Genomic DNA, 20,562 nt, shown 5'->3' with positions numbered 1-20,562 from the left:
AAATTAAAGTTTTGTAAGGCACAGGTTAAATCCCAAAAACGTCTTTAGAATTCTGCGTTGTAATTGCTGCGATTTCTTCTTCAGAAACATCATAAATTTCGGCTAGTTTAGAAATTACATTGACCAAATAACTGCTTTCATTTCTTTTTCCTCTGTACGGAATTGGCGCTAAATAAGGTGAATCGGTTTCTAAAACAATGTGTTTTAAATCGATTTGATTTAAAAACTGATCTATTTTTCCGTTCTTAAATGTCACCACGCCGCCGATTCCTAATTTCATATTGTACGAAATTGCCTGCTGTGCTTGTATTAAAGTTCCGGAAAAACAATGAAAAATCCCAAATAAATCTTCAGATTTTTCTTCTTCAAGGATTTCGAATATCTCATCAAAGGCTTCACGACAGTGAATTACGATGGGTAATTTGTATTGTTTTGCAAATTGAATTTGTCTTCTAAAGGCAATCTGCTGCTCTTTTAAATGCGTTTTATCCCAATACAAATCGATTCCGATTTCGCCAACTGCGTAGAATTTTCGTTTAGATAATTCCATTTCTACGTGTTTTAATTCGTCTTCGTAATTATCTTTTACGTAAGTGGGATGCAGACCCATCATTAAAAATATATTTTCTGGATAGTTTTTTTCTAAATCATACATTGACTGCGTTGCTGCAGCATCGATTGCAGGAATAAAAAAACGAGTGATTCCGGCATCTAGCGCGCGCTGAATCATTTCGTCGCGATCTTGATCAAATTCTTCAGAATATAAATGGGTGTGTGTATCGGTGATTGTTATAGTAGGTTTCAATGTCTTCATTTTTATCGCTGCCAAAAATACGACAATATTAAAGACTTTCCCAACTTTGCTTTTAAGGACGCGGATTTTACGGATTTTTTTTCGCGAAAGCGCCGATAAAAACGGATCTTAATTATTACAAAAAGAAAAGGCCTTTATCAAAGTTTGAACTTTGACAGAGGCCTAATCAAAAAATGAAAACTGAAACTGCAGCTAAAAACTTAGACCCCCATTTCTATGAATTTTAATGCGCGTTCCAGAACTTCATCACGTCCTTCTTGAATTCCTTTTATAGTTGGTTTTATTTCGATATCGGGAACAATCCCGATTCTTTGTGTTTCTCTTTTATCAGGATAATAAACTCCAATTCCCGAATAACGAGTGTGAAAATGTTTAAAATCCAGTTCAATAACATTTCCGTCTGTACCCGCAGTCTGGCTTCCGATAATGGTTGTATTTCCGGCAGTTTGAAAACACATTGCTGTCCATTCTGCCTGACTAAGAGATTTTTCATTTAAAAGCACAATAACTTTTCCTTTGTAATTATCTTTATTGTCTTTACCCGTACTTGTTCCTTTTGTCCAGTAAAATCTTCCCGGATAATTTAGATAAGGATAAGTATAAATGGCAAATGTTGCTTCTTTAGGATTCAAAAAATTAGAAATATCTTCATACGTTCCATTTGGGTAATTTCTCATATCAAAAACAATCGCTTTGGTAGATTTTAGTGTCTCTATCATATCAGGAATATGTCTTTGTTTAATTACTCCCATATCTACATATCCCACATTATTGTCGAGTAGTTTAAACTTTTCTTTCTTTTTCTGTGCCCCTTTTTTATATTCGTTTCTATGAGATTCATGGTGTACCATCCAAGTCATAGATTTCGTGGTGTATTTGCCATCTTCTAAAAATTCGACGTCTACTTTATCCGAATAACTCATCAAAATTCTCGACGCTAACTTATCTAAGTATTTAGATTCGTTTGAGGCGCTAATTGCATCTCTGCGTAATGCTATAAGTTCTTTTATCGTTTTATGATTGATCTTGGTGATTACATCTCCAACTTTTACATTGTTTGCCTGTGCCAAACTATCACCAGTAATTTCGGTAATAACCAATTTTTCATCTATGATTTTTCCTCTACCAGGAAAGGATTTAATTTTATCATTAAATATCGAATTATTATACATGGCAAATTCAACATGACTGTCATTGAGTTTAGTAGTCAGATTTATGAATGCATTATAAAAATCATCTTCTGTTTTTGCTTCGACAACCGCAGGAATTATTTGTTCTAAAGAGAGATCCCATTTCTGGTCCATTAGATATTTATATGGAAAAAAATATTCTATCACATTCCAATAAGCAAAAATCATTCGGATCCTGTTGTTTTTATCGGTATAGTCAATGTCGAAGTAATTTTTCAGATTTTTAAAACTATCAAAATCTGGATCAAATTCTTGCTCTGTTTGATATCTATTTTCTTCTATAAATTTTAATTTTGCCGAAAGATTTCTAGAAAATAAAGCGTTTAAATTTATCCATGATAAATCAAAATTTTTGTCAAAAAAAACGACATCTTTCGGGGCAGCAACTGGCGCAATAAGCGGTACTTCTCCCAAAGAATCTATCCAGTTTGAAATTACTAAGGAATATTCTTTTCTGGTCTTCGCTTTTTCAATTTTAGGTAAAATGTCGATCAACTGCTGGTCCCAATTGAATTCTCCAGCAGCAACTTTTGGATGGTAATATTTAAGAAAACCCCAGACTTTGCAGGTTGCAGTAAGTTTTTCTGTTTCGGTAATTTTACTTTGCCCAAAGAGAATTTGAGTAAAGATAATTACTAAAATTAAAATAATTTTCTGCATCAGTTGGTGGTTGGTTAGTTTTAATAGTTTTGGGAAACTTATAATTGCAAATCGAAATTATAAATTAATTCTTAATAATCTTTACGGCTTTCCACATTTGTAGAAAAAAAATTTTCGCTGATTAAATTAATTTGCTTTCGCGAAAGCGCTGATCTAAAAACATTTAATTATTTCCTCGCAGATTTGCAGCTTTTACTTTGATGAAAACTAAAAATTTTAATTACGCAGATTTTGAGAATTTTTGAGGTCTATTTTGGCATTCATTTTCTCCTCTTCTTTTACATTTCCTTTTTCAATAAAAAGTAAAGCGCGTTCCAAAACTTCATCTCGTCCTTCTTGAATTCCTTTTATGGTTGGTTTTATTTCGATATCAGGAACAATTCCTATTCTTTGGGTTTCTTTTTTGTCTGGATAGTAAACGCCAATTCCGGAGAATACCGTGCGAAATCCGCTGAAACCAAATACCGAAATATTACCGTCTGCACCAGAAGTCTGACTTCCGATAATCGTTGCGTTTCCAGAAGCTCTAAAAGCCATCGCCGTCCATTCTGCGTGACTTTGCGTATTCTCATCAACCAAAACAATTACTTTTCCTTTATAATTATCCTTGTTTTCAGAACCGCTGGAAGTGCCGCTAGTCCATTTAAATCTTCCAGGATAATTTAAATCTGGAATAGTATAAATGGCAAATTTTTCTTCGTGCGCATTTATAAAATTTGATATTTCTCGAATGGTTCCTTTCGGATAATTTCTAACATCAAAAACAATAGCTTTTGTGCCTTTCAATGCTTCAATCATATTGGGAACGTCTTTCTCTTTTAAAATTCCCATATCAACATACCCAATATTATTCTCTAAAACTTTGAACTTTTGCTTCTTTTTCTTGGCTCCTTTTTTAAATTCATTTCTATGAGAATCATGATAATCATGCCATATCATTGTTTTGATAACGTATTTACCATTTTTTAAAAACTCTACTTTTACCGTATCCGATTTGCTTACTAATATATCTTTAACCAGTTTATCTAAAAATTTAGATTCGTTAGATGCTGAGATAAAATCTCTATTTTCTGCAATAATTTCTTTTATCGTTTTATTATCAACTTTCGTAATTACATCTCCAACTTTAATATCATCTGCTTGCGCAAGACTGTCTGCCAAGATTTCTGTAACCACTACTTTACCATCGATTATTCTTCCGTCAGCAGGAAAAAATTTAGCTTGAGAAGGCTCTTCTATATTTCGATATACATAAACATCGGTATGACTATCATTTATCCTAGAAGCTAATTTTCTTATCACAAGAAAAAATTCATTCTTATTTTTAGATTGAATGGTAAGCGGAATCATTTTTTCTAAAGTAATATCCCAGTTTTCATCTGTTTGATATTTATAAGGAAAAAAATATTCGACTAAATTCCAAAGCATAAAAACCATTCGAAGTTTTGAATTTTTATCTGTAAAATCTGGATTTGCGACACTTTCGTTTTTCAAACCAATATTGCCGACATGTTCCATGCCATAAACATAAAACTGTTCGCCTTGAAACCTGTTTTCTTCGATGAATTTTAATTTCTTCGAAAGATTTTTAGAGAACAATTTATTCTTGTTGATCCAAGACAGATCAAAATTTTTATCAAAATACTCTACATCTTTTGATACTGCAATTGGAGCGGTTTTTTTTATTTCTCCCAAATTATCAATCCAGTTTTCAAGTACTAAAGAAAAGGCTTCTTTCGTTTCGGCTTTTTCAATTTTAGGCAAAACGTCTAACAATTGCTGATCCCAGTTAAAATCGCCATTGGCAACTTTTGGATGATAATATTTAAGAAAACCCCAGACTTTGCAAGTTGCTGCGAGTTTTTCGGTTTCGGTTATTTTGGTTTGACTGAAAAGAATTTGTGAAAAGACAATAAGAAAAAACAACGTAATTTTTTTCATGCAGTGGTTGATGGTTAGGTTAAAATAGCTTTGGGAAATTTACAATTGTAAACTGTGTCGAAAGTATAAAATAATTCTTAATAATCTTTACGAATTTCCTCAATTGAAACTAAAAAACCTTTGACAAAGGTTGAAACTTTGACAAAGGCTTTTTTCATTCTATATTTTAGAAAAAACTTAATTCAGTTCTTCGAGCAGCTGTTCTACATCTTCGTAGTTTTCAAAATCCTGTGAGATAGTTTGTAAAACCTCTTTACAGGCTTTGTAATCTCTTTGTTTTAATTTTGACAAGGCCAAATACCATTTTGCTTTTTCTTTAAAAACAGAATTTCCTGAAATCAATTCGTTCAAAACATCTTCTGCTTTTTTATAATGACTTTCTTCTACTAATGAAATTCCGTAGAAGTATCGAATTTCGGGTGAATTATTCTCTTTTAAAATGGCTTCAAAAAGCGGAATTGCCTTTGCATATCTTCTTCCGTTAAAATCATCTTCGGCTTTTTTCAAAGTTTCTTCAGCAACGCCTCTTTCTGTAAAATAAGCACTTTCGGGTTTATTATAATCTTTAAATGAAGGATTTTGATCGAATTGAAAGAAAAACAATCCGAACATAATAATTACAGACGCGGCCGCAGTCCAATACCAAGGTTTCATAGAAACGACTTTTGATTTCTTTTTCTTGAAATATTTGTCTGAAATTCGGGTCAGATTTTGTTCAAAAACAGCTCTTTCGGTTTCCAAACCAAATCTGTTTTCGAGCTGCGAATGCATTTCTACGAAAGTCTCGAATTCTGCTTTCAATTCTGGATTTTCTGCCAATTGTTTTTCAAAATTATCCTTTTCATCAACGGTCAGTTCGCCCTGAAGATATTGATCAAATAATATATAGCGCTCTTCGTTCATGATTATTTGTTTTTTAAAGAGTTAAAATTTTTCGCTTCCTGAATCCACTGTGTCAATTGTCCTGTACACAACGATTTCTTTTTTCGAACATAACCGTAAGTCACATCAAGTTTTTGGGCTACTTCTTCCATTGATTTTAACGTAAAACTGAGTTTTAAGACTTCTTGGCATTTTTCTCCCAGTTTCTGAAACATGGTGTCAAAAAGCTTTTGTTTTTCGTCAAATTCTTCCGTTTGTTCGATTAATTCTCTCGCAGATTCACTAGTAGATAAAACGTTCTCAAAAATTGTTACCCCTTTATTCTCAGATTTTTTTAATTCATTAAGCCAGCGTCTTTTGCATAACAGGAAAAAGTAGGCATCAAACGGACAAGTTAGATGAAGTTTATTGGCTTTCGCCTGATTAAAAAGCAAAATCAGAACTTCCTGAATCACATCCTGCGCATGATCTTTATCGCCCGAATTGTTGGTTATAAACATACAGACTTTGGGCGCGAACTTTTTGTAAATCATTTCGATAACAACCGAATCATTTGCGACGAGTCCGTCAATATATTTTTGGTCAGGATGAATTTTACTTTGATCCATAAAAAAGGTTTTAACAGCTAATTTAAAAAAAGAATCTCAAACAATTTTACATCATGGGGTAACAAAAATTCAATTTTTTGTATTTAACGATACAAAAGTCTTTTAAAAAACATTAAAAAATTAAAAGAAATGAAAAGTTACCCATTTACAACCGAAAAGAATCTGGACCGATTTTACGAAATCATCGCGGCCAAAAAACGCAATGGTTTTGTAGTTACCGAGCATAACGAAAAACTGCCTTATGTGGTTTTATCCAAAGAAAAAAAAGAGGTAAATCATGCGCTGCATTTATTTCTAAGCTGTATCACTTTCGGTTTTTGGCTGATTGTTTGGATTTATCTGATTCAAAAATTCTCCTTTAAAAAAGAAATATTGGTCGCCGTTGATGAAGACGGAAATCTATTTGAAGATAAATGCCTTTCTGTTTAAAATACAGTTTTTAACACATAGAAACATAGAATTATTTACAAAATAAAGAACCCGAAAAGAAACGCGTTTCTCAAACATAGTTTTTGCCAAGTGCATTCAAACTAGGTGAAACGCCTTTACAAGGCTGCAAAATCTATGTTTCTATGTGTTTAAAAATATTTTCAAAAAAAATCAATAATAGGGGGTAACAATTTTCAAAGCCAATTGATATAACGGTATAAAAGCCTTTAAAAAAATATTTTAAAAAACAGGGGTAACAAAATCAAACCCCAATTGATTTACAAAAAATAATAACCAGAATCTGAAAACCACTTGATAACGATCAAGCCAGATTTATAAAAACTAGAAATTATGAAAACAACTTTTAAAACAATCGGACTTTCACTTTTATTAATGATTTCTTTTGCAAGCTGTGATAACAGCGACGGAGATGATATCAAAGCAATTCCTCCAACAAAAGCCGCTTTTAAAAGCATCAGCGAAAAAGGGGTAAAAAGAAATACACAAAACTTTACGATGACAGCAGGAAATGGTGTTGTAACGCTTACTTCTGCAAAAGGGGTTAAACTCTACATCAACGGAGATTGTTTGACTAAAAACGGAAATCCGGTAACGGGACAAGTGGATATCGAATACATCGAACTTTTTGACAAAGGAAATATGCTGGTTACCAATAAACCAACGATGGGAATTATGCCAGATGGAAAGAAAAATTTATTGATTTCAGGTGGTGAATTCTTCATCAAAGCAACTCAGGGGGGAGTCGAATTACAAACTTCTTGCTCGTTAAGCATGATTGTTCCAACTGCTTTAACTGACGGATATGATAATTTAATGACTTTATGGACTGGAGTTATTGATGAAGAAGGAGAATTGGCTTGGAAAGATGCCAGAGGTGCAGACGGAAAAGGCGGTGTACAAGGCGAAGGAAACAACTATTATGTAACATTCGGAAACTTCGGATGGACAAATGTTGACCGTTTCTACAGCGATCCGAGACCAAAAACAACTATTTTAGTTGATGTTCCAGAAGGTTATGACAACAATAACAGTGCGGTTTATCTTTCTTACGACGGAGAAGGAAATAATGCTCTTGCAAAATTAGACACTTACACAGCTCAAGGATTATTCAGCGAGCATTACGGACAAATTCCGGTTGGATTAGCTTGTCACATTATTTTTGCTACAGAAGATAACGGAAACTGGCGTTATGCGATCAAAGGAGTAACAACAACTGCAAATGCCGTTTATACTTTTACATTGGCCGAAACAACAGTCGGTACCGAAGCTCAACTGGTTGCTGCAATTAATGCCATACAGTAACTTTAAAATGCTTTTTTAAGAAAAAGTGGTGATTTGCTCACCGCTTTTTTTTACATTTAATCTTGTTTTAAAATTGATTCTGATGATTTTAAGGCTAAAAACTATCTAGTTATGAAACCACAACTGTCTGTTTTCTTTATTCTATTTTCTATTTTTTCAATAGGACAAACCAAAGTGAAAGACACCATAACCCGAAGAGCCAATATTGGTTTTACTCAAAACGGAAATTTGGTCAATTTTAAACCAGAAACACCGCCTTTGATTCCGATTGCGGGTGCACCAAAGCCAAGTTATTCTTATTTATGGGAACTAGGCGACGGGCATTACAGCAAAGAAACCGAGCCCAAACACGTTTACAAAAACAAGGGAACGTATACCGCAAGACTTGCTGTAACCAATAATTACGACAACGGAAAACCTCCTGCAACAAGACCCAAAAAAGTGGCTGTAAACGATATTACAGACAACAATTACAAAGACATTGCCTCAATCGCAGACCAAAACGGATTTACAATTATCAAGAACTGCGACCCGATTCCAGATCAGGAAATGGTAGTCGTAGTGAGTTATCAAAATCTGGAGAGTTATGTTGCGAGCGGGAAGCTCTATTTATTTTATAATGAAAAGGAATTCAAACATAATAATTTCGAATTATCCGATTTTAGAACTTATGCAGGCGAACGTGAAGTTCAGGAAAAATTGGTCGCTGCAGTAGACGATCTCAACGATTCAAATAATTATTTGGCTTCCACCGAAGGGAATTTTAAAACCAAATATAGAAATACTACAACAGAGGAAGATTTGGATGCTTCACTTTTAGATGCTAATAAAATATATCATAATGTTTCTATTTTAGAATTTGATGATGCGAATCCTGGGGAAACCCGAAATGTATTTTACACTTTTAAAACGACTCCCGAAATGATTAAAGATACAAGTGCTACAGTAACCATGCGCGGTATTTTTGTTCCGAATCGAAGTTATAAAAACCATAAAATAAAAAAACTCGAAATGGAAATTGTAACTTCTCACGATCCCAACAAAATGGGATCTAACGGAAGTTTTATGAATTACAGATTGGTGCGTTTTAAACGTGTTAATTTTAAAACCCGTTTCCAAAATAATGGTGAAGGTCCGGCGCGAAAAATTCGTTTAGAAACGGATATTCCAGATATGTTTGATAAAAAGACTTTCCAAATCGAAAGTATGTATCCAGAATGTCCGATCTGTCCGAAAGGCGAAGAACCAACTGTGAGTTGTCTCGATACGATTATCAAACAAAAGCAGATTATTTTCACTTTCAAAAATATTTATCTTCCAGGAAGCGAACAGAAAAATGTTCACGAAAAAGATTCTACCAAAGGTTTTGTCAAATATTCGATGAAGTTTGGAGAAGACTTTCATAAAGTAAAAACCAAAAGCCGAACGGCGATTATTTTTGATAAAAACGAACCGATTATTACCAATTATGCCACTACCCGATTTCTTCCCGGAATTTCGATTGGTGCCAAAGCAGGTTACAATTTCTATCCCGATTTAGATAAATCGACCAGTTATTTTGTGGGCGCGACGCTTTCACCTTTTAAATCGTATCGTTTTTATTGGCAGGTCGAATGGGAAAATGCTTTAAACAAATACAACAGCGACGTAAATGTTGTTGATGCGTTTAATACCAATGCCAACGGAACTCGACAATTGGTGCGTACCACAACTTCAACAGAAAACAAAAATATCAACTGGGAGATTCCGATTTTGATTCGATACAACATTAATAATTATATCGGAATTGGCGCGGGAATTCAGGCGAATATCAATGTTTCTTCTGAACAAAATCAGATGATAAAAGTCGATACTTATGAAGGTGATAAGGAAAACTTTTTGATTAGTTCTGAAACCTCTTCAAACAAAATAAAAAACACATTTACCGATTACAAAGCTGGACTTTTATTTGATCTTACCGCTGGTTTCGCGAGAATCGGCCCGAGTCTGGGTGCGCGTTATGTCATCAATTTTGAACAGAATTTCAATTACTTTCAGGTTTATGGGATCTGGAAGTTTTGATTTTTCTTGATTACACCGAGATTCACAAAGGTTTTTCGCAGAAATACGCAAAGTTTTTTGCCACAGATTTAAGGGATTAAACTAATTTTTATATTCTTTGGCTGATGTTTTTGCCACGAATTCCACTAATTTTCACTAATTTACTATGTGATAATTTATTTAAAATAAAATTCGTGTGAATTTGTGTAATTCGTGGCAAACAAAAAATCCTTTTTAATCTTTTAAATCTTGGCTAAAAAAAAACTACATCGTTTATATTCTTTAATCTTTTTTCTTCTGACAATAAATGGTTTCAGCCAAAATCAGGAAGATAAAATATATAATGCTGTTGATAGTTTTACTGCTAATCCTTCCGCGGAAGCGTTATCCAATTTAACTAAAGCAGAAAATGATTTCTGGAAAAATCCGAAACCAAAAACCAAAGACGAATTACTGGCAATTGTGATTTTAAACTGCAACAAAGCTTATTTTGAAAATCAGTTTGGGCAGACTTTAAATGCGGTTAAAAGTTATGAAAAAGCTTGGTCGATTTATCAGAAAAACAAATTCAAAAACTACGATATAATTGAATATTGCCTGAAGCCTTTAGGCAATTTATATACGATTCTAGGCGATTACGAAAACGCCGAAAACATCATCAAACAATATTATTTTATTGCCAGCGAAGAGAAAAACGAAACACAGAAAGTTTCGGCTATTCTCAATTTATCCAATGTTTATCAAAATACCGGAAATGTTGAAAAAGCAATTGATTTAATCGAGAAAACACTTCGAACCGAAAAACTTTCTCCCACTCAAAAAGGGATTTTATACAATAATCTCGGTGCTAATTATTTGTTGAGCAATGTCGGTTTTGTGGTAAAAAATAATGCTTTAGCAAATGCCGAAAACTCTTTTTTGAAAACCATTTCATTATTAAAAAAAGACAAATCGCAGTCTGAAACTTTGGCGAATGCATATCGAAATTTAGCCAAACTAAAAATGGAACAAAATGAACTAGAAGCGACTTCCGAATTTTTAGCGAAAGCGAATATCGAGTTTCAGAAAATCTCGAATAAAGAACCGCGTAAAATAGCGCAATTGTTTTATGAAAATGCTTTTCTAGATTTTAAACAGGGAAAAATCGGCGAAGCGACTCAAAATATTAGTGCGGTTTTTAAAACTTTGATTCCAAATTACAATCCAAAAAATAGTCTTCCAAATCAGAATTCGCTTTATGCGGAGACTGTTTTATTGGATGCTTTGGATTTGCAGGCATCGATTTATTTATCCGAAAATAAACCTCATAATGCATTGAAGAGTTTTGCGCTTTCGTTTCATATCGAAGAACTTTTGCAGACACTTTTGATTTATGAAAACTCCAAAATTATAACCCAAATCAGAAACCGAAACCGAACTGAAAAATGCATCGAAATCTATAATTCGCTTTATCAAAAAGAGAAAAAAAAGAGTTATCTAGAAAGTGCTTTTTTGCTTTCGGAAAAAACAAAATCGGTAGTTTTAAAAAGTCATCTTTCGAATATGGCATCACTTTCGAGAGAACAAAAACTGATTTTACAGCAATTGCAAAACTGGAATACGACAATTTTAAAAGAACAGCAAAAACTAGAAGCAGCCGATATTTCTAAAATAAACGAAGCCATAAAAAAGCAAAACGAATTGATGCTGCTTTTAAAATCTAAAGACACCAAAACCAATGCAAAATCTCAGACTAATTTTGATTTGCAGCAACTTTTTGAGAAGTTAGAAAAAGACAATGCTGTTCTGATTGAATATTTTTTTGGATCAAACTACATCTATAATTTTACTATAGAAAACAAAAAAATAAAACTCTATTCAATTCCTTTAGAACATCGAGGTTTGACTGATTTGGTTGGTTTCATTAATTACTTTAACGACGCGAAAACAATCGTTAATAATCCTAAAAATTATAATCGTTTAGGAAATAAAATTTACAAAGAGCTTGAAATTCCGAAACCTCATCATCATAAAAACCTAATTATAATTCCCGATGGTATTTTGGGATTCCTTCCTTTTGAAGCTTTGATCACTCAGGAATCTGAAACAACAAATTTTGCTAAAATGCATTATGTTTTAAACGATTTTGATGTGGCGTATAATAATTCGGCTGCGTTTTATTTGAATGCAGTGCCGCTTTCTAATACTCAAAAATCGGTTGTTGGAATTTTTCCTGTTTTTGAAAAAACCAATTATGCGTTGCGTTTTTCTAAGAACGAATTAGAGTCGATTAAGCACAATTTTGATGGTCAGTTTTTTGAGAATGAAAAGGCGACTTTTAATAATTTTAAAAACAATGCTGTTGGAAAATCGATAATTCATTTAAGTACACATGCTTCAGCAGGCGATCTGGAAATTCCGGCAAGCATCAAATTTTACGATCAGGAAATTTTGTATTCTGAATTGTACAATTTACAGCTCAATCCAGATTTAGTTGTTTTGAGTGCCTGCGAAACGGGAATTGGAAAATTGTTTAAAGCCGAAGGCGCAATGAGCGTAGCAAGAGGTTTTCAGTTTGCCGGCGCGCAGAATCTGTTGTTTTCTTTGTGGAATGTCAACGATTATACGGCTTCTATTTTTATGGATTATTTTTATAAAGAAGTAAAATATAATTCTTCTTTTGTGCATTCAACAGCAAATGCAAAAAGAACATTTTTAAAGGATGACAGTATTTCAAATGCCAAAAAATCACCTTATTATTGGAGTGCATTTGTATATTACGGAACAATTGAAACGCCTGAAAAATCATCCAATTATATCGTTTATATCATTAGTTTTTTGATAATAATTGGTTTATTTTTGATATATAAGCGAAAACGAAATGGAAGATCTACATAAAATTCTCAAACTGGAGAAGTACAAAAAAATAAAATTTAAAATTACCAAAACACAGCATTTACAAATTAAAGCCAAAATTAACGGTATTAAGGGAACTTTCATTTTAGATACGGGCGCATCAAATACCTGCGTTGGTTTTGAATGCATTGAACATTTTGAACTGGCGGCAAAAAATTCTAAGACCAAAGCTTCTGGAGCCGGCGGAACAGGAATGGATACGCAGATTTCTTCTCAAAATAAACTGGAATTAGGCAGATGGAAAAACAAAGATTTCAGTATCGTAATTTTTGATCTTTCTCATGTAAACGAAGCTTTAGAATCGTATAAAGCCAAACCTGTACATGGTATTATCGGTGCCGATATTTTGTTGGAAGGGAAAGCTATTATTGATTATTTTAATCATTATTTGTATCTTAAATAGGAAAACTTCAAATTTCAATAATAAAAAAAGGGCTTCTTCAAAATGAATCAGCCCAGTTTTTCAGATTGCTCCAGCGAAGCAAAATATCTATAGTATAATTCACATTCCTGTATCCAAAAGCTCCAGAGGAGCTACACATAATCCTTTTAGACAAAGATTTTTTGAGTTCTATTCTATTTCTTGTTTTAGGGTTTCTGTTTTAGGAACTATATGTTTTTTCAATGAAAAATAAGCAACAACCGTACTTAATAACATTAAAAAACCACCTAAAATAAAAGGCGCTCCTGCAAATTTGAAAGGCGCATCTTCGTGAGTAAAAAAGTAAAAAGTATTGGCCATCATTGGCGGTCCTATGATAGAAGACGCGCTCATTAAACTGGTTAAAGTTCCTTGAATTTCTCCTTGTTCACTTGGTGCTACTTTACTCGCTACGACAGACTGCAAAGCTGGTCCTGCAATTCCGCCAAGGCAATACGGAATTAAAAAGACAAACATCATCCAGCTTTCTGTTGCAAAAGCGAATAAAAGCATTCCTATTGTATATAATGCTAAACCTGTGTAGATACTTTTTTCATTTCCAATTTTTGGATTGATATAGCGAACTAATCCTCCTTGCACAACTCCAACCAACAAACCGATTATTCCCAGAGAAATTCCGATCATTCTTTCGTTCCAGTTAAATCGATAAATCGTAAAGAAACTCCAGTTACTTTGTACAGCATGAGAACCTACATACAATAAAAATATAGCTGCAATCAAACCAATCAAAGTTGGATGTTTTCTTAATCCTAAAATCGCTCCAATCGGATTGGCACGCTTCCAGTCAAATTCTCTTCTGTTTTCTTTTTTAAGTGATTCGGGTAAAATGAAAAATCCGTAAAGGAAATTCAGCATGCATAAAACTGCCGCGGCATAAAACGGAACCCTCGCTCCATATTGACCTAAAAGCCCTCCGATAACGGGACCTATAATGAACCCTAATCCGAAAGCAGCACCGATTAATCCAAAGTTTTTAGCTCTGTTTTCGGCTGTGCTGACATCTGCAATATATGCCGAAGCCGTTGTGATACTGGCTCCCGTGATTCCAGCGATTATTCGTCCGATAAAAAGCCAGGTAATTGTTGGGGCAAACGCTAGTAGAATATAATCTAATGAAAATCCGAAAAGTGAAATTAATATAATTGGTCTTCTTCCAAATTTATCACTCAAATTTCCAATTACTGGAGCAAATACAAATTGAGTTATCGCATACGCGAAAGTTAACCAGCCGCCTATTTTTGCTGCTTCGCTGATGTCGCCGTGAATCAGTTCTTCGATTAATTTCGGAATTACCGGAATAATAATTCCCCATCCTGTAATGTCAATTAACATGGTTATAAAAATAAAACCAATCGCCGCAGATTTATCTTTTTGTAGCATAGTTATTTTCTAAAGAGATGCAAATAAACGAAAAAGCCTACATTTATTTAAACATCAATAAAAAAATCACAAATTCCAAGGTTTAAATTCTAATTACAATTGAAAGTATTATTTTTTTTCACGCAGATTTAAAAAAGATTTAAGCAGATAAAGACAGATTTTTTATTTGATCTGCTCAAATCTGCCATCCCGATAGCTATCGGGAGCGTGAAACTTTTTTAAGAGATCAGTAAAAAAAATCCCAAATTCCAATTAAGGAATCTGGGATTTTCAAATCAAAAATTAATCAATTAATGCGTATGTTTAGGATTAAAACCGTCTTCGCTTAATTCTGTATGCTCATAATCGGCATGCATTTCAGCTTCGTAATCGATTTTTTCTCCTTTAGACAATCTTCTTATAATACCTTCCATTATTTGGTAGATAACCGGAACCACGATCAAAGTAAGGAATAATGAAGAGATCAAACCTCCAATAATTACCCAAGCCAAACCATTTTTCCACTCAGCTCCAGCTCCAGATGCCAATGCGATTGGGAACATACCAAATACCATCGCAATAGTCGTCATCAAGATCGGACGTAAACGCGCGTGGTTTGCTTGGATCAATGCCTTTCTGATTGATTCACCAGCTGCTCTTCGCTGATTAGTATAATCGACAAGCATGATCGCATTCTTACACACCAGACCAATCAACATGATGACCCCTAAAATGGTAAAGATATTTAATGTATTGTTTGTTAATGCCAGTGCAAATAAAACCCCGATAAACGAAAGCGGGATCGCAAACAATACCACAAACGGGTGAACGAAACTGTCGTAAAGACCAACCATTACAAGGTAAACCAAGATAATAGCCGCTAATAATGCAATTCCTAAAGTACCAAAACCTTCAGATTGGTTCTCTTGGTCACCTCCCCAGATATAGTTTACTCCAGTCGGTTTTTGCAATTTGTCTAGTTTTTCCTGCCATTGCTGTACAATTGTTCCAGCCGGCACCCCAACGTTCTGACCTTGTACGGTTACAGAAGCTGTTTTATCTCGACGCTCTAATTTACTTGGTCCTGAACCTTCAGAAATTGTTGCGAATTGGTTTAGTTTAATCTGCTGTCCTGCGTTGTTAATGAAAATCAAGTTACTAACATCGGTAATGTTTTTTCTATCAAATTCGTTGTATTTGATATTGATGTCGTATTCGTATTCACCAGCTCTAAATTTACCGTCTGTATTACCACTATAAGCTGTCTGCATTGTTAAACCGACAGTTTGAAGTGTTAATCCTAAAGCGGCCATTTTATCTCTGTCTACCTGAACATTGATCTCTGGGTTTCCGTCTTCAACTGTTAATTTAATCTCCGTTGTTCCAGGAATTGTACGTAATTCAGCTTCTGCCATTTTTGCAAATTTCATAGCGCTTTCTACGTTCGGACCTGTTACGATCAAACCTAAAGTTGCATCTTCAGCAGTACCTAAGATACCTACTGGAACTGTTTTTACTTTTGCCCCAACTAATATTTTTTCAAGTTTACGTTTTGTTTTCGCTGCGTAAACATTCGCATCGTCCGTACGATCTTTTTGTTCAATCATTTTAACGTCGATCTCCGCTTTGTAAGCTGTTGCCTGTGCTGCTCCTAAACCTTCACTCGTCTGTCCTACAGTTGTAATCTGGCTGAAAACATATTTCTCTCCTTTTAAGAAAGCTTCTGCTTTTTGCGTCATAAAGTTTGTCTGCTCTAATGAAGCATCTTTTGGCATCTCAATTTGTACTAAGAACTCACCACTATCAGATGATGCGAAGAATTCTCCTCCAATGTAACCACCTCCCATTAACCAGAAAATCGACCCGAAGAATAATACTAAAACGACACCAATAGTTTTGAAATAATGATCTAAACACCAGTTCAATAAGTTAGAGATCCAATCTGTAAAACGAGTTAAGTAACTTTCGAATCCAAGAATTACTTTCCCGAAAAGGTTTTTACCTTCAATATGCTCTAATTTACCAAAACGTGAAGACAACCACGGAATAATTGTAAACGAAGCCAATAACGAGAACATTGTAGAGATAATTACCGTAACACAGAACTGTGTAATAATGTTCGATACAAGACCTGTACTCATTGCAATTGGCAAAAACACCACCACAATTACTAAAGTAATCGATGTTACCGTTCCACCAATTTCGGCAGTACCATCATACGATGCACGAATTCGGCTTTTACCCATTTCCATGTGTCGGTAAATGTTCTCCAATACCACAATCGCGTCATCCACAAGAATACCAACAACAAGAGATAAACCAAGTAAAGACATTAAGTTAAGCGTATAACCTAATAAATAGATTCCGATAAATGTTGCAATCAAAGATGCTGGGATCGATACCATTACAATCAATGAGTTTCTAATACTGTGCAAGAAGAACAACATTACAAATGCTACCAGAATAACCGCAATTAATAAATCGTGTACAACAGAATCTGCTGCTTCAAGAGTAAAGACTGTACTGTCTTTTGCTACTTCCAATTTTAATTGAGCCGATTTATAATCCGTTTCTAATGTTTTAATTGTTTTAATCAACTGCTCACTTACCGCAACGGCATTGGCATCTGATTGTTTTACAATTTGAAGTACAATCGCACTTTTTTGATCTACACGCGCAATTTTCTCTGCGATTTTTTGTGTATCCTGAACATCTGCAATTTCTCCTAAACGAACCTGAATTCCGTCTTTAGAAGAAACTACTAAGTTTCTTAATTCTTCAACACTTTTATATTTACCTGCTAAACGGATTAAGATTTTTTGATTTCTAGTTTGAATGTTTCCTGTTGGGAAATCCAAGTTTGAAGTTAAAATAGTCTGTTGTACCTGAGGAACAGAAAGTCCGTAACCTTGCATTTTTACAGCATCCAGATTCACTTGAATCTCACGCTCTTGACCACCAATAATGTTTACCTGTGCCACACCTTGTACACGAGATAAAACGGGTGCAATCTTTTTATCGATCAAATCATAAAAAGCAGCTTCGTCCATTTTACCATTCGCACCGAGCGTCATAATTGGCAAATCACTCAAAGAGAATTTAGTCAAAGACGGCGGATCGGCATCATCTGGAAGATCACTCAAAATCGCATTGATTTTACGCTGTGCATCGTTCATCGAAATATCTACGTTAGCAGTAGAAAGTAATGTAATTGATACTACAGAAAGTGACTCATAAGATTTCGAATCAATTTTCTTGATATTTTCTAATGACGCAATCGCATCTTCAATCTTTTTTGTTACTGTATTTTCAACCTCACTTGGCGAAGCTCCAGGATATACAGTAGAAACCGTAATAACGTTGGTTTCAAATTTCGGGATCAGCTCATAACCTAACTGGCTGTAGCTGAACAATCCACCTAAAATTAGAATTGTAAACAATACAATTACTAACGACGGACGTTTAATGGATATTTCGGCTAATTTCATATATGCTGTTTATTGATTTTACAAATCAATTATTTAATAATTTCTACTGTATTTCCGTCTTGTAAGTTGATTTGACCAGTTACAATCACAACTTCTCCGTCATTTAAACCATTGATGATTTCAACTTTATCACCCAAGATTCTACCTGCAACTACTTTTTTCAATTTAGCAACATTGTTTTCAACTACGAAGATTTCGTTGCTGCTTACACTTCCTACGAAAGCATTTCTTGGAACCACTTTTAAGTTTTGTTTTTGGTTGTTAGAACCAAAGTTTGCAGTTCCGTACATACCCGCTTTTAAATCGTTATTTGCATTGTTTGTGATTTCGATTTCAACAGGGAAATTTAACGATGCATCTGCTTTTGCAGCAATGAAAGTAATTTTTCCAGAGAAGTTTTTATCAGGATAAACACTTGCAGAAATATTAACTTGGTTTCCTAATTTTAAACTTGCCACTTGAGTTTCGTTAACCGTAACTGCCAATTTTAATTTAGAAACATTTACAATATCAAATAAAGCTGTTGCAGGCATTCCAGCTAAAATAGATCCTGGTTCAACATATTTTTTATTGATGTAACCGTTAATTGGAGCTTTCACTTTAGTATCTCCAACGTTAATGTTAGCTTGTGTCAAACTAGATTGTGCATTTGTCATCGCTAATTTTGCCTGATCTAATTGTTGTTTTGTAACACCGCCTGTTTTAAAAGCATTTTCGTATCTCGCATAATCCGATTTTGCATTTTGATAAACGGCTTGAGCTTGTTGTGCATTTACATTGATAACATCACCTCTTACTGTTAAAAGGGTTTGTCCTACTCTTACATAGTCACCTTCTTTTACTAAAACACTAATTACTTTTCCAGATTTCTCAGCAGAAAAAGTTAATTCCTGAATTGGAGCAAAGTTTCCGTTAGCTGTAAAACCTAAGTTTACATCTTCTGTTTTTACTGTTGCTACTTTTACAGAAACTGCTGCATTTTTTTCAGCAACGACTGCTGTTTTTGCTTCGTTTTCTGCTTTATTTTTATTTAAGAGATAGCTAATCCCGAAAAAAGCTACGATTATGATTACGAGTGTTATAATTATTTTCTTCATTGTAATAAGTTATTTAGTAAGAGATTTTAGTTCGCCTTTTGATTTAATTAGAGATATTTCGGCAATTTTATAATTTAAAACTGCTCTGGTATAGTTATTTTGAGCTTCAAGTGATGCATTTTCAGCATCAAGTAAATCCGTTAAAGATGCTAATCCTTGAAGGTAATTGTTTTTGGTATTGCTAAGAATTTCTGTCGCCAAACGCATGTTTTCTCTTTGGTTCTCGATTGTAACAAGGTTATTGTTTATCTGAGTGATTGCGTTTCTGTAATCTAAATCAAGAGAAAGTTTTGTGTCTTTGATATCTTCTTGTAAAGATCTGATTTGCACATCTGCTTGTCTTACTTTAGCACGAGTTCCGAAACCAGTAAAGATCGGTACATGCAGATTTAATCCGATAGAAGAGAAATCTGACCAATAAACACCTTTGTCTGGTTTTGCAAACCAAGGAAATTCTGGTCCTTGCCCGATATAGTTATATCCAGCTGTTAAAGAAAGTGTTGGATAATAACCTGCCTGAACTGCTTTTTTATTGAAAACCAAAAGCTCCTCTTGCTTCTTTAAAAGCAAATATTCTGTTCTGTTTTCAATATTTGGCTCTTCTGTCAACGCCGCCGGAATAACTTCAAATTCTTCTTTTGGAAGAACGATTTGAGTTTCAATAGGCATTCCCATATAAAACTTCAAAGCATTTTCCTGTAAAGTAATTTGATTTTTAATCTGCTGACGTTCTGTGTCTATATTTGACATTTTTACAACAATTCGGTCCAAATCAATTTTTTTAGCCAAACCATTATCAAACTGTCCTTTTACAATATCACGAACTTTAGTTGTGTTTACGTAATTACTGTCTAATAAAATTAATCTTTCTTGTTGTACATAAACAGAATAGTAGTTATTTGCAACTCTTTCAATAACTTGTTCTTCTGTTAATTGATCGTTTATTTGATAAAATTCGCGTGTAGATCTAGCTGCTCTTAAACCTGTAAAAACAGATTGATCAAAGATTGCCTGAGTTAAAGAAAGTCCTGCAGTCGATGTCCATTTTTGGCCAAAAGCCGCCTGAATTGTAGTTCCCGGCTGACCGAATCCTGCTCCATCAATAACTGTAGTCTGAATAATTGGATTGTACGTTAGATTTCCGTTGGCAGAAATTTGAGGCAATGCTCTAGAGCGCACTTCCTGAATTTTATATTCGCTATTTTCAACCTCCAGCTTTGCCTTTTTTGCATCAGCTTTATTTTGAAGCGCATAATTGACTGCGTCTTTCAAGGTTAAAGTTGTTTGTGCACCGGCCGAGAAGCCAATTGTACACAAAAATATAAGAAGGATTCTTTTCATAAGTAGTTAAATATTTATTTTTAAATTTTGAGATAGCTTCGTCATTACATTTT

General features: G+C 34.1%; 14 protein-coding genes. 5 read left to right on the top strand and 9 right to left on the bottom strand.

The genetic code is table 11. The features are described from left to right. Window positions 1-25 precede the first annotated feature (25 nt). The 5 genes from ACFSC2_RS12055 to ACFSC2_RS12035 all read right to left on the bottom strand — a co-directional run bounded on the left by ACFSC2_RS12055 (window position 26) and on the right by ACFSC2_RS12035 (window position 6,095). The gene (locus ACFSC2_RS12055; RefSeq protein ID WP_379815191.1) at window positions 26-814 is read right to left on the bottom strand and encodes a TatD family hydrolase; all 789 of its coding nucleotides are present in this window, start codon (window positions 812-814) and stop codon (window positions 26-28) included. Between the two features lie 200 nt (window positions 815-1,014). After that, window positions 1,015-2,664 (bottom strand): S41 family peptidase, encoded by a 1,650-nt coding sequence (locus ACFSC2_RS12050; RefSeq protein ID WP_379815192.1) that lies wholly within the window; start codon window positions 2,662-2,664, stop codon window positions 1,015-1,017. Window positions 2,665-2,880: 216 nt separating this feature from the next. Beyond that, window positions 2,881-4,605, bottom strand: a complete 1,725-nt coding sequence (locus tag ACFSC2_RS12045; protein WP_379815193.1) for a S41 family peptidase — start codon at window positions 4,603-4,605, stop codon at window positions 2,881-2,883. Window positions 4,606-4,782: 177 nt separating this feature from the next. Further along, a complete protein-coding gene (locus ACFSC2_RS12040; RefSeq protein ID WP_379815194.1) occupies window positions 4,783-5,508 on the bottom strand; it encodes a tetratricopeptide repeat protein in 726 nt (241 codons plus the stop codon). A gap of 2 nt (window positions 5,509-5,510) precedes the next feature. Beyond that, a complete protein-coding gene (locus tag ACFSC2_RS12035; protein WP_379815195.1) occupies window positions 5,511-6,095 on the bottom strand; it encodes an RNA polymerase sigma factor in 585 nt (194 codons plus the stop codon). 129 nt (window positions 6,096-6,224) lie between these two features. Between ACFSC2_RS12035 and ACFSC2_RS12030 the strand changes: the two genes are divergently transcribed. From ACFSC2_RS12030 to ACFSC2_RS12010, 5 genes are all read left to right on the top strand, one after another. After that, complete coding sequence (locus tag ACFSC2_RS12030) at window positions 6,225-6,524, top strand: hypothetical protein (protein ID WP_379815196.1); 300 nt, start codon at window positions 6,225-6,227, stop codon at window positions 6,522-6,524. A 351-nt stretch (window positions 6,525-6,875) separates the two neighbouring features. Beyond that, the gene (locus tag ACFSC2_RS12025) at window positions 6,876-7,847 is read left to right on the top strand and encodes a hypothetical protein (protein WP_379815197.1); all 972 of its coding nucleotides are present in this window, start codon (window positions 6,876-6,878) and stop codon (window positions 7,845-7,847) included. 111 nt (window positions 7,848-7,958) lie between these two features. Further along, window positions 7,959-9,908, top strand: coding sequence for a PKD domain-containing protein (locus ACFSC2_RS12020; RefSeq protein ID WP_379815198.1), 1,950 nt, complete (start codon window positions 7,959-7,961; stop codon window positions 9,906-9,908). A 228-nt stretch (window positions 9,909-10,136) separates the two neighbouring features. Continuing rightward, window positions 10,137-12,764 (top strand): CHAT domain-containing protein, encoded by a 2,628-nt coding sequence (locus tag ACFSC2_RS12015; protein WP_379815199.1) that lies wholly within the window; start codon window positions 10,137-10,139, stop codon window positions 12,762-12,764. Further along, a complete protein-coding gene (locus tag ACFSC2_RS12010; RefSeq protein ID WP_379815200.1) occupies window positions 12,748-13,185 on the top strand; it encodes a retropepsin-like aspartic protease in 438 nt (145 codons plus the stop codon). The genes ACFSC2_RS12015 and ACFSC2_RS12010 overlap by 17 nt, the downstream gene beginning before the upstream one ends. Before the next feature lie 168 nt (window positions 13,186-13,353). Here the strand turns inward: ACFSC2_RS12010 and ACFSC2_RS12005 are convergent, their stop codons facing one another. From ACFSC2_RS12005 to ACFSC2_RS11990, 4 genes are all read right to left on the bottom strand, one after another. Further along, complete coding sequence (locus ACFSC2_RS12005; protein ID WP_379815201.1) at window positions 13,354-14,604, bottom strand: TCR/Tet family MFS transporter; 1,251 nt, start codon at window positions 14,602-14,604, stop codon at window positions 13,354-13,356. A 290-nt stretch (window positions 14,605-14,894) separates the two neighbouring features. Next, window positions 14,895-18,071: an efflux RND transporter permease subunit gene (locus ACFSC2_RS12000; RefSeq protein WP_379815202.1), complete on the bottom strand. Its 3,177-nt coding sequence runs from the start codon at window positions 18,069-18,071 to the stop codon at window positions 14,895-14,897. A gap of 29 nt (window positions 18,072-18,100) precedes the next feature. Continuing rightward, window positions 18,101-19,168, bottom strand: coding sequence for an efflux RND transporter periplasmic adaptor subunit (locus tag ACFSC2_RS11995; RefSeq protein WP_379815203.1), 1,068 nt, complete (start codon window positions 19,166-19,168; stop codon window positions 18,101-18,103). A gap of 9 nt (window positions 19,169-19,177) precedes the next feature. Beyond that, on the bottom strand, window positions 19,178-20,509 hold the full coding sequence (locus tag ACFSC2_RS11990; protein ID WP_379815204.1) for a TolC family protein: 1,332 nt from the start codon (window positions 20,507-20,509) through the stop codon (window positions 19,178-19,180). Between the last annotated feature and the right edge of the window lie 53 nt (window positions 20,510-20,562).

It is taken from the genome of Flavobacterium artemisiae (assembly GCF_042678225.1).
In the GTDB taxonomy this organism is placed as follows: domain Bacteria; phylum Bacteroidota; class Bacteroidia; order Flavobacteriales; family Flavobacteriaceae; genus Flavobacterium; species Flavobacterium artemisiae.
This window is presented reverse-complemented; position numbering and strand designations above follow the sequence as displayed.